At 46.9% G+C, this 12,304-nt stretch carries 9 protein-coding genes; all 9 read left to right on the forward strand.

Annotated features, from left to right (window positions below):
- Window positions 1–90: 90 nt before the first annotated feature.
- Window positions 91–2,703, forward strand: a complete 2,613-nt coding sequence (locus tag ACYVK4_RS18885) for a polysaccharide biosynthesis/export family protein (protein WP_461129080.1) — start codon at window positions 91–93, stop codon at window positions 2,701–2,703.
- A 17-nt stretch (window positions 2,704–2,720) separates the two neighbouring features.
- Window positions 2,721–3,842, forward strand: a complete 1,122-nt coding sequence (locus ACYVK4_RS18890; RefSeq protein ID WP_461129081.1) for a hypothetical protein — start codon at window positions 2,721–2,723, stop codon at window positions 3,840–3,842.
- Window positions 3,843–3,880: 38 nt separating this feature from the next.
- Window positions 3,881–4,720 (forward strand): ABC transporter permease, encoded by an 840-nt coding sequence (locus ACYVK4_RS18895; protein WP_461129082.1) that lies wholly within the window; start codon window positions 3,881–3,883, stop codon window positions 4,718–4,720.
- A gap of 98 nt (window positions 4,721–4,818) precedes the next feature.
- Window positions 4,819–6,075, forward strand: a complete 1,257-nt coding sequence (locus ACYVK4_RS18900) for an ABC transporter ATP-binding protein (RefSeq protein ID WP_461129083.1) — start codon at window positions 4,819–4,821, stop codon at window positions 6,073–6,075.
- An 83-nt stretch (window positions 6,076–6,158) separates the two neighbouring features.
- Window positions 6,159–7,268 (forward strand): DegT/DnrJ/EryC1/StrS family aminotransferase, encoded by a 1,110-nt coding sequence (locus ACYVK4_RS18905; protein WP_461129084.1) that lies wholly within the window; start codon window positions 6,159–6,161, stop codon window positions 7,266–7,268.
- Window positions 7,269–7,361: 93 nt separating this feature from the next.
- Window positions 7,362–9,434 carry an ArnT family glycosyltransferase gene (locus ACYVK4_RS18910; RefSeq protein ID WP_461129085.1) on the forward strand — a complete coding sequence of 691 codons (2,073 nt, stop codon included), beginning with the start codon at window positions 7,362–7,364 and terminating at the stop codon, window positions 9,432–9,434.
- Window positions 9,435–9,533: 99 nt separating this feature from the next.
- Entirely contained in the window at window positions 9,534–10,235 is a 702-nt protein-coding gene (locus tag ACYVK4_RS18915; protein WP_461129086.1) for a WbqC family protein, read from the forward strand.
- A 101-nt stretch (window positions 10,236–10,336) separates the two neighbouring features.
- Window positions 10,337–10,990 (forward strand): acetyltransferase, encoded by a 654-nt coding sequence (locus ACYVK4_RS18920; protein ID WP_461129087.1) that lies wholly within the window; start codon window positions 10,337–10,339, stop codon window positions 10,988–10,990.
- Window positions 10,991–11,076: 86 nt separating this feature from the next.
- Complete coding sequence (locus ACYVK4_RS18925) at window positions 11,077–12,270, forward strand: glycosyltransferase family 4 protein (protein WP_461129088.1); 1,194 nt, start codon at window positions 11,077–11,079, stop codon at window positions 12,268–12,270.
- Window positions 12,271–12,304 lie beyond the last annotated feature (34 nt).

Below are 12,304 nucleotides of genomic sequence, written 5' to 3' on the forward strand. Positions count from 1 at the left end.
GTGAACTGCACTATGTACTACCTGAGCCTACTGAACGTTAGATGCTAGCTGCATCTTTATTGTAGTCATGCCGTTCGACATCTTAAAAATATGCAAAATCTAAGAATTTTCCACGTCTTGTCGCCAAAATTTTTTCTTTTTGTTGCTGCTCTTATCAGACTTCGGTTTAGCTCTCACTTAGCCTTTCTATTAGTTACAGGAATTGGCTTGGCAGCACACGCGCAAGTTGGTGCCCCGCCCGCCGGCGGAACAACAGGTAATGGCGCGGCAACGGCACCCGGGGCCGCCCGTCCCGGTATGCCTTCGGGTCTTCCATCTGGTACAGCTATTCCACAAGGCGCAAATATCAATAATTTACCGGCTAACGCCCAACAACAACTGAAAGGCCGTTCGGGACCCGCTCAGACCGGTGTCAAAGGCCGTACAACAGCCACACAATCACCCATTATCCGAACTAAGGGTAATCCCAATCAGCAGGCGGTATCCACAGATACGTCAGATACAGGTCCGATGACCGACGAGGAAATTATAAAAGCTGGCGCTGAACGGGCGCAACGCAAAGAAATAGAGGAAAGACGTCGAAAAACATTCGGCTATGCACTTTTTAATGATCCGGCTATGCAATCAACCTTCGAGCCGAATCTGAATATTGCAACGCCCAGAAACTACGTGGTAGGCGCCGGGGATCAGTTAAACATCCAGATGTACGGTTATTCAGAAGCGGATTTCACTCAATTCGTTTCGCCGGATGGTAATATCTATTTTGCACAGGCTACCGGGGTTGGGCCCGTTTTTGTTTCCGGCCTGACAATTGAACAAACGAAGGCCCGAATCATCAGTCGGCTTTCCAAACGTTTCGTAGGCTTGCAGAAAACAGCCTATGGTCCACAAAATACATTTCTTGAAGTTTCCCTGGGAGGAACGATTCGGAGTATACGCGTAACAGTAACGGGTGATGCTGTTCGCCCCGGCACGTACACACTCTCTTCCCTATCAACGGTAATGAATGCCGTTTATCAGGCCGGAGGACCCAACGATATTGGGTCCTATCGAAAGGTACAATTGATACGCAATAATAAAGTGGTAGCCGTCCTTGACCTGTACGACTACCTTCTGAACGGAATTCAACGGAATGACCTTCGTCTGCAGGACAATGACAATATTCGCTTCACAACCTTTGCCGAACAGGTTGAAATAAGTGGAACGGTTAAGCGGGCTAATATTTTCGAAATGCTGCCGGGCGAGACACTGGAACGCCTAATTTATTACGCTGGAGATTTTGCTGCACAGGCCTACAAAAATCGCCTGAAAGTTACCCGATTAACGGATCGCGAAGTCAAAATCATTGATGTGACAACCCCCGAGTTCAAAACATTCGTTATGCAGGACGGCGACATTGTCAACGTTGAGCGGTTGTTAAGTCGTTTTGAAAATCAGGTGACCATTGAGGGCGCTGTATATAGAACAGGTCAGTATTCACTGGATAATAATAAGACCCTGAAGCAGCTGATTAACACAGCCGAAGGCCTCAAAGGGGATGCTTTTACGGGTAGAATAACGATAATACGGACGCGTGAGGATCTTGCCATCGAGAACCTGTCGGTTAATTTGGCGAACGTTTTGGCTGGAACCGAGCCGGATGTGCCTTTACAACGGGAAGATCAGATCATCATTCCTTCGCGCTTCGATTTTGTTCAACCAGCCAATATTTCGGTACAGGGCGAAGTCAATAGTCCGGATGGTGAAATGCCGTATATGGCCAACATGACATTAAATGATGCCTTGCTGCGCACAGGTGGTCTTCGCGAGTCGGCAGCAGCCTCGATTGTCGAAGTCATCCGTCGCAAGAAAGACGCCGACCCCCGTTCTCCATCGGCCCAGATTGCAGAAACCTTTCGGTTTAATGTAAATCGTGATCTTTCTCTGAATGTAGATGCCAACAAAGATTTTATTTTAGAGCCCTTTGACCAGATTATTGTGCGTCGATCGCCTAACTACGTTATTCAGACGTACGCTGTTGTTACGGGAGAAGTCATTATTCCAGGCTCCTATCCTATCCGGTCAAAAGACCAGAAAATATCAGATCTTGTCATTCAGTCAGGTGGCATTACCCCTCAGGCTTATGTGGAAGGAGCCACGCTGATTCGTCCGGTAAAACTGAGTACAGACGAATTAAAACGACGTCAGCGAGCGATTGAAGAAGTGGCTGACAATACGGTAAGGACAGCGGTTGAAACAGACGTCATTACGCCTAATGTATCGGAGGCCATTGGTATCAATCTAAAGAAAATTCTTGAAAAGCCGGGATCATCGGAAGACATTCTCCTGCAGGAAGGGGACACGTTACGGATTCCTAAATTACTCGAGACGGTGCGTATTCAGGGCGAAGTACAATTGCCAAATACGGTGAAGTATCGTAGCGGGCAGACTTTCCAGGATTATATCTCACAAACGGGTGGCTTTACGGCCAAATCGCAGAAACGCCGGGCTTTCGTTGTCTATGCCAACGGTTCGATTGATCGTACCCGGAAATTCATGTTCTTTAACCTGTACCCAAGGGTTGAGCCTGGCTCCGAAATCGTGATTCCGAAAAAGACGACCACGCCACTTACCGTTTCGCAAATATTGTCATCAACTGTTGGAGCCGCAGGTTCTTTGTTAACACTTGTTACTACGATTCTCCTAATTACTCGGGTTAATTAAAAAGGCTTTTTCCGTTTATGGATTCTTCAAACGCAACAGATTCGACAACCAACAATCACCTGGCAGCCACTAGACCCCTGCCTCCCGATCAGATTTCCCCTAAATCTGTTCTTTTAAAAGTATCTCAGATAAAGTATGTCTTTCAGCGCAACTGGAAGCTGTTAGCCGCTTTTGTCATAATTGGTGGCATCATTGGCTTTATATATGATAAGTCGCACAGGAAGAAGATCACGTATACCGGCACGATCATGTTCAACCTGGGTGGCGGATCATCGGGTGGTGGATTTGGCGGTGAACTGGGACAGTTGGCAGGTGCTTTCGGGCTAAGTTCCGGGGCTCCGGATGCCAATATTTTTACGGGAGACAACTTCCTGATCTACGCCAAGTCGCGGCCAGTTATTGAGAAGACCCTGATGCAAACCGATACCATAAAGGGTAAAGATACCTTATTGGTAAATTACTATATCCGCCATAGCGGTATTCGTGATCTGGAGTGGGAAGATAATGACTCATTAAGGGCTTTTTATTTCAAAAGGCCGAAGCTGCCCAGCGAATACACCAAGCTGGAGCAGATTGCCATGACTGATATCTTCACACGGATTGGTACGGAGATGGCCCTTAAACAACCTGAACGGAAATCGTCTTTTATTGAGCTAAGCTGTTTTATGGAAGATGAGGATCTGGCCGCTTCGTTTTTAAGCACGCACCTCAAAACAATCGAAACAGACTATCAGAAGAAACAAACCAAGAAGACTCGTGAGATGTATGACCTTCTAACCGAGCGGGCCGACTCACTGGCCAGACTGGTAACAGGTACAGAAAGCTCCCTTGCGCAGTTTATGGATCAGAACCAGCAGGTTGTGGTTGCACAAGCCCGCATCAGAGAAAGTAAACTGACACGTACTTCAGGATTCTTAACCAACCTGTATTATCAGGTGCTTCAGCAGCAGGATAATATGCGGTTGTCCCTGATACGGGAAACACCTCTTTTTACAATTATAAAACCAATATACTTCCCGTTGTATAGGGAGGTAATTGCTACTGCCGGTTTGCAGCTTGGCATAGTCTTGGGTCTTATTCTGGCTATCCTGGTTGTCTTCTTTAGAGAAACCTACCGTTCTATCATGCGGGAAGAATAAGTAACTTCCACACTTGATACTTAACACGAGTAACTGATTTGAAAACACAAGAAGTAATCATACAGCCAGGCCGATCGGAGCGGCATTACTGGCGCGATCTGTGGCGAAACCGAGAGTTGATGTACATACTCTCTATGCGGGATGTGTCAGTCCGTTATAAACAAACGGCTCTCGGCACAGCCTGGGGACTTATTCGTCCGTTAACGACGATGCTGATCATGGTGTTTGTGTTCAGCAAGATCGCAAAGTTACCAGCCGACCCTGGCGTTCCTTATCCGCTAATGGTTTTGGGAGGCATTACTGTCTGGACTTTTTTCTCAACCGCTTTTACCCAGATCAGCAACAGCGTTACCCTAAATTCCAACCTTGTTACAAAAGTCTACTTCCCTCGTCTAATCATGCCGATTAGTTCGATAGCAGTTAGCTTTATTGACTTCCTGGTTTCGTTGGGTTTATTTATTGTTCTAGCTATCTGGTATCGGTTCATTCCCGATTGGCATTTGCTTTTGCTCCCTGCGTTTATTGTACTGGCCCTATTAGCCTCTTTCGCATTTGGGCTTTTCTTCGCTGCCGTAAACGTGCGTTTCCGGGATATAGGTCAGTTAATTCCGTTTATTGTACAGATTGGTTTTTACGTTTGTCCAATTGCTTACAGTAGTCGGTTGGTAGCGGACAAGAGCGGTGAGTGGTGGTATCCATTTTACTGGATGAACCCTATGGTGGGTATTATTGATGGTTTTCGGTGGTCGTTGCTTGGCGAAAAAGCCTATTTCAATCCTCAAAGTCTGCTTATATCAATTGGCATCGTTGGGGTTTGTTTAGCCCTGTCGCTTTACTTTTTCCGCAAACGTGAGAATACATTTGTGGATGATATTTAAGCATTCACGATCTATACTGAATGACCGTACTACCGGTCCCGTTACGAAAAGTAAAAATCCTGAAGTCGTTTATCGTAATTGGTAAATCGTTGTGAACTATGTCGGTCATCACTGTTGAAAATATAAGTAAGCACTACATCATTGACCATCAAAAAGGCAAAGGTGTAAATACGTTGCGCGATGTTATTGCAGAGAACTTCCGCAATATGTTCGGCGGCAAAAAAAATAAGAATGCCGTAACACACGAAGAGTTTTGGGCACTTCGCGATGTAAACTTTTCCATCGAACAGGGCGACCGGGTCGGGATCGTGGGGCACAATGGCGCCGGCAAATCGACGATGCTCAAGATTTTGAGCAAGATTATCGAGCCCACGACCGGTACTGTTCGGATTCGCGGTCGGGTAGCCAGTTTGCTGGAAGTAGGAACGGGCTTCCACCCGGAGTTGACCGGTCGGGAGAACATCTACCTGAACGGTTCTCTGCTGGGCATGAGCCGCAGTGAAATCAGAAAGCAGTTCGATGAAATTGTGGCCTTTGCCGGTGTTGAAAAATTTCTGGACACTCCCGTAAAACGCTATTCATCGGGCATGTATGTGCGGCTCGGTTTTGCCATCTCTGCCCATCTGGATCCGGAAATCATGATCGTGGATGAAGTTCTGGCGGTGGGTGATGCCGAATTTCAGAAAAAGAGTCTCGGCAAAATGCGCGACAACTCCGCCAGCGGCCGAACAATCATCTTTGTAAGTCACAACCTCACAGCGGTGCAGGCGTTATGCAACAAAACGCTTTATTTTGAAAAAGGTCAGTTGATCGAACAGGGTGAAACCAATCAGGTCATTGCCTCTTACCTGAGTAAAGTGTCTAAAACCCGGCTCAAGCGGGAATGGGAAACACCGGAAGAAGCGCCGGGTAATGATCTGGTCCGTGTTAAGCGAATTGAATTAGTACCAGATTACCTGGAGGAGTTAACCCATATCGACGTTCGGACGTCGATGAAGTTCCGGTTTGAGTTCTGGAATCTGATGGACCATGCCAACCTAAACTTAAGCCTACATCTAAACTCGATGACGGGTGAGTGTATATTCAACATTGGCACGCTTTCTCAGCCGTATGGTAAAGGACTCATTGTGGGTGAATGCACCATTCCGGGATTCTTTTTGAATGATGGATCTTATACAATTTCGATGATGATTGTAAAGGATACCGTTACGCCCCTCTACGTTATGGAAGAAGGTATTACCTTTGATGTAGAAGACTATCGAGAGGGTATCGCCTGGTATGGAAAATGGCCAGGCTATGTGCGCCCGCAGATACCTTTCATTACAAAGATGCTGGAACCCGTCACCAGTGAATAGTAATAAAGTTAAAAGTTGCCGCATTAATTAATTTACGGTTAACTTAAGCTTGTTTATTGTTTACTCATACTCTTACCCGATTAATGATTAATGTCACAAAATCATATTTACCAGATCTTGAAGAGTATACAACATACTTGAAGGGTATCTGGGAACGCGTTCATCTGACAAATGACGGTCCGCTGGTTCGGGAACTGGAAAATCAGTTGAAGGAATATCTTGGCGTGAAGTACCTTAAATTCTGTACAAACGGAACCATCGTACTCCAGCTGGCCCTGAAAGCGCTGGACATCACAAAAGAAGTTATTACAACGCCTTTCTCGTATGTGGCCACAACAAATGCCCTGTTATGGGAAGGTTGTACACCCGTATTTGCGGATATCCACCCAGGCGACTATAACATCGACCCCAGCAAAATAGAGTCCCTCATTACAGAAAATACACAGGCCATTATGGCTACTCATGTGTATGGCAACGCCTGCCAGATTGAGCAAATACAAGCCATAGCCGATAAATACAACCTGAAGGTTATTTATGATGCTGCCCACACGTTTGGGGCCCGGTATAATGGCCAATCCATTTTAAGTTATGGCGATCTGAGCACGTGCAGTTTTCATGCCACCAAGGTTTTCCATACCGTTGAAGGGGGTTGTATTGTGACCAACGATAGCGAAATGGCTGAAAAACTTCACCATTTCCGTTCGTTTGGCCACCAAAATGACAACTACTTTGGTGTGGGCATCAATGCCAAAAATTCAGAACTGCACGCGGCCATGGGCTTATGTGTTTTACCTAAAGTGCCCCAGCTGATTGCGGCCCGGAAAGAACGGTTTGGCTTTTATGATCGACAACTGGATTTTTCTAAAATAACACGACCGTCGCTCCTGCCGGGCATGGAATACAATTACGCGTATTATCCGGTAGTTCTTGAGTCTGAAGAAATGTTATTCAGAGTTATGGAGGCCTTGAAAGCCGACGGTATCATGCCACGTCGGTATTTTTACCCTTCGCTCAATACGCTTGATTTTACGTTTGCCCCAGGCTCTTCCAGCCCACAGCCTTGTCCCGTTTCTGAAGATGTGGCCCTGCGCGTCCTTTGTCTGCCACTTTATCCAGATTTAGCGGAAGCAGATGTCGACCGTATTGCCGCCATTGTGAATATGGTAGTCGCTACGGTACCCGAAAGTGTTTGATGTACTTCCCATAGCCTCTTTGTCTTTAGACTGGTCGCTTTTCACTGATAGGATCAGCTGTCAGTACTATCCCAGTGGGGCATTTTAGTTATTATGAGTAGTCTCTATTGCATTTCTCTCCTGCTCTTTGTTAGTTATGTCGGTCGAATCGCCACAGGTCTCTGTCGGCGCTCACTAGTTGAATGGTGGTTGACAACCTTTATTTTAGGCGCTGGCAGCGTAATTCTAACAGGTTTTGTTCTATCAGCGCTTTATCTTACGGCTAACGTTGCGGTCTGGGCAGTGTCTGTCTTCATCACAGCTACACTGTTACGTTCTCTTTTGACCCTTTTACTTCCCAGGCAGGATCGATTCTCGTTAAGAGCCCTGGTCAACGAACGCTGGCAGACCGCACAAAGCTGGTTTGCCGGATTATCAGCCTATCCCCGATTTTTATTCTCCAGTCTGTTCGCTACGCTGGTTATCATTGCTGTCGTAAACGTACTGCTGGTGCTGTTCACCGTCCCGAACGAATGGGATAGTATGACCGGCCACCTGAACCGGGTGATGCAATACATACAGCGAGGCACTATGCGGCATTTCGGCGGTACCAACTGGAATATCGATACGTATCCAAAAAGTGTTTGTACGCTACAAATTTATTCGTTTCTGATAACGGGTCGATTCGAGAACGGCTTTAAGTTTATTCATCATCTCAGCTACTGGACAGCAATTGTTGCGGTTTTTGGTATAGTTCAACGCATTGGACAGAACCGGCTATCAGCCAGTTTTTTCTGCGCTCTGGCTTACGCCCTGCTGCCAGACTTTCTGATGCAGGCCATTACGACCGAGACAGACATTGTTTTGACAGCTTATTTAAGTGTGCTGCTGTATATGCTGTTTACTTATCACAGCACGACCACACAACAAACGTCAGATAATCGCTACCTGTATCTGGCCGGTATGGCGTTCGGCATTGCCTTCGGGCATAAGATCACATTTGCACTTCTGTTGCCCTCTGTATTTGTTATTATGATCTACACAGTTTTCCTGTCAAGATCCATAGCTGTTACAGTTGGCAGAACCTGGCGTCTGGCCGGAGCCATTGTTGTTGGCGTCTGTTTGTGGACATTGCCAACGGGTTACCTTAAAAATATTGAAGTCTTTGGGCACCCCATTGGCCCACCGACAGCTTTAAAGCACCAGTCAGTTGAACGGGCTGGCTCGTTACGTAACCTGCTTGAGCAGGGAAGCCGAAACATGGTCCGGTACACTTTTGACCATATCAATCTGGATGGTATTCGCAACGTCAAAGCCGGAGCCGATGTAAACCATGCCATCCGGCAGCCGCTTGTTTTGGTAGAAGACAAGCTGCACATGCGTTTGGATGAAGAAACCGATTTCTCGATCCAGCCTTTCGCCTTCGACCGGAAATTTGCCTTTTATAATGCCAATCCCTATTGGGGTGTCTTTGGGTTTGCGCTTGTATTACCGTTACTGATTCTCGTACTGATTGGCGTTATCCGATCGACCCCACACGTCTATCTGGGAATTGCGCTGGTGCTCCATTTTGCGGCCCTCTCCTATTCTGCTCCTTACGACCCCTTCAAAGGTCGTTATTTTATCGAAACAGGTCTGTTTGGCATTACGTTTCTGGCTTTACTGTTCCTTCATCCGCGTACTAGCGTCGATGTGCCTAAGCGAACTGTTTGGAAAACATACGTAGGTGCGATCACTGTAATGGGTTGCTTATCGGCCCTGATGTGTGTGTTCTTAAATACGCGCGCATTGCCTTTCGCCTGGACAGCTCCCGATGGTATTGCGTTTCCGTCCGCTTTTCAGTCCGATCGGGTTCGGCAAATGACGATTGGACGGCCGGATACCTATGTGCCTTATAAACGATTTGACGAGTTAGTACCGGCCAATGCCACCGTAGCTCTTGCCACCATCAACGACGACTACGAATACCCGCTTTATGGTCCTGAACTATCCCGACGGCTTATTGCAATCCATCCGTTTGAACAGGGGCTGAAACCCATACCGAAAAACGCAGACTACCTGTTCTTCGATAAAAGCGTTATATCGCCCCAGCCCGGCGACATTCGTTTAGGTACAGATACCACCATGCGCAATCGGATGATCGTACCCGGTGAAGATTATTATTTACGAAAACTAAAAAAAGAGTGAGTGGCAGTGAGTGAACAGTTGCTGATTCTCTGCGTGCGTCAGCAACTGTTCAATCGCTACCCTTCACGCCTAATACATCCAACTCTTTCCACCCTGCCTATGACGCTGGCCATCATGCAGCCCTACTTTCTGCCTTACATCGGCTATATGCAACTGATGAGCGCGGTCGATACATTTGTACTATATGACGACGTCGCATTTATCAACCGGGGTTGGATTAACCGGAACAAATTGCTGATAAATGGTCAGGAGCACCTGTTTACCATACCCCTCAAAGACGCCAGCCAGAACAAGCGTATCAATGAAGTACATCTGGCAGATGACCACAAATGGAGAAGTAAATTGCTGAAGACCATTGAGCAGGGGTATCGAAAAGCACCTCATTATCAAACGGTAATGCCCCTTACTGAAAAAATCATCAATTTTACAACTGACTCGATAGCTGACCTGGTCCATTTTAGCCTGGTTGAGTTAAATCAATATCTGGGATTATCGACCAAGCTGGTTGCCTCCTCATCGATTTATAACAACACAGACCTGAAAGGCAAGGAGCGAATACTGGATATTTGTCGGCAGGAGAAAGCGACCCGCTACATCAATCCAATTGGTGGCATGGAGTTATACGACAAGCCTACATTTACCGAAGCGGGTATTGACCTCAATTTTATTAAAGCTAAAAGAGTGGAATACCCACAATTTGGACGAAGTGAGTTCATTCCCTGGTTATCTATCCTCGATGCTTTAATGTTTAACGACCCGGGCAGTGTGCAGGCCCTGTTGGGTGAATATGAATTAATATAGTATTTGGAGCTGGAATAAGGAGGGATGAGTTATTGCACACTTTTTGATTGTGTCAGCTAATACTCTCTCCTGATTCTTCGCTCTTCACTCCTGATTTAAATATGGCAAAAGTTATCATTTTTGGGGTGATGGATACCGCTGAACTGGCCCATTTCTACCTCACACACGATTCTGAACACGAGGTAGTGGCCTTTACCGTTAGTCGCGAGTACATGACTGGCCCTGAGTTTAAGGGGTTACCATTAGTAGCATTCGAAGACGTCGAAACGCTGTTTCCACCCCATGAATACAAGTTTTTTGCGCCAATGACCGGCCGAAACATGAACCGTAACCGGGAACGGATTTATCTCGAAGCGAAAGCTAAAGGCTATGCATTCATATCCTATGTTAGCTCTAAAGCAACCTTGTTTGGTAACCAAATTGGCGAGAATTGCTTCATTCTGGAAGATAACACGATTCAGCCGTTCACTACCATCGGAAACAATGTTGTCCTATGGAGTGGGAATCATATTGGCCATCACGGAGAAATAAAAGATCATGTTTTCTTTACATCACACGTAGTCATGTCGGGCCACTGTGTGATTGAACCTTACTGTTTTTTTGGCGTAAACAGCACCATCCGCGATTTTCTCCATATCGCAACCGGAACACTTGTTGGCATGGCTTCGGCAATATATAAAGACACCGACGAGTGGGGCTTATACCTTGGAAACCCTGCCAAGAAACTTCCCAAGCCAAGTTACGAAGCATACTAAATAAGAAGGTGTAAAGAGAATAGGGGGAAGAAAACACCTTTTCTTCCCCCTATTCTCTTTACACCCCTATTCCTTTTTCGTACCAGTTGAAAAATCTTCTTCTCATCGGCCACGATGCCAACCGCGCCGGGGCGCAACTTGTCTTGCTGAATCTGATGCGCCTGCTTCAGGAACAAGGCATGTCCATGCACCTGCTGCTGGGGGATGGTGGCCCGCTATTAGACGAGTATCGAGCGATATGCCCCGTCACGATCTGGCCTGCTCCTGACCGCTACGTTGTTAATGAACTGGCCGATAAAATACTGGGGAAATTAGGTTTATGGGAAAGGCTCTATAAACAGAAACAGGCTGCCCACCAAAAGGCTATCAGTCAGCAGCTACAACTGGAGTCGACGGATGTGGTACTGGTCAATACCGTAACCAGCGGTCACTGGTTTGGCCAGCTAAACCTTCCCAAAAAAATACCTGTTGTTACGTTTGTTCATGAACTAGACATGTCGGTTCAGATTTATACCCGCCCCGACGAGTTGGCCTTTCTCCTGAACCGAACCACGCAGTTGCTGGCCGTATCCAAAGCAACTGCCCGTTACTATGAGCAGCAACACGGCTTTGACCCGGCCCGAATAACGCTGTATACGCTAATCGATACACCTTCACTTGAACGGAATGTTCGGGAAGCAATGTCGCAACCAAGCATTTATCCGTCGTTGGGGCTCCCGGCAAATGCACTGATCGCTGGTGGCTGTGGCAATGCCGAATGGCGCAAAGGAAATGATTTGTTCATATCGCTTGCCCGACAGGTTATTGGGCGTGAAAAAAGTCAGGAACGGCCCGTACATTTTGTGTGGGTGGGGGTTCCGGATGGTACATTACGCAGCGACTTATTACTTGACATACGAAAGGCTGGGCTTGTAGACCGGGTTCACCTGATCCCACCTACTCCCGATGTGCTGCGCTACATGAGCCGGTTCGACGTGTTTGTACTCTGCTCACGTGAAGATCCCTATCCACTTGTCGTATTTGAAGCAGGATTGTGTGGTGTACCGGTGGTCTGTTTCGAAGATGCTGGCGGCTCTCCTGAACTGATTGAAACGGATGGTGGATTTGTGGTTCCTTATCTCGACCTCGATGCGATGAGCGACCGAATTCTAACCCTACTGCACACACCGGCATTACGCCAGATGATGGGCAAACGGTTGAGTCAAAAAATCATGGAACGACACCCGGCTCAGCAAAGCGTCGAAACTCTTGTAACTTTGTTCACTAAACTGACCCGGTAATAAGTTACCCTCAACACTAGCCAGGTTGGCTAGT

The sequence above is a fragment of the Spirosoma aerophilum genome (assembly GCF_054782495.1).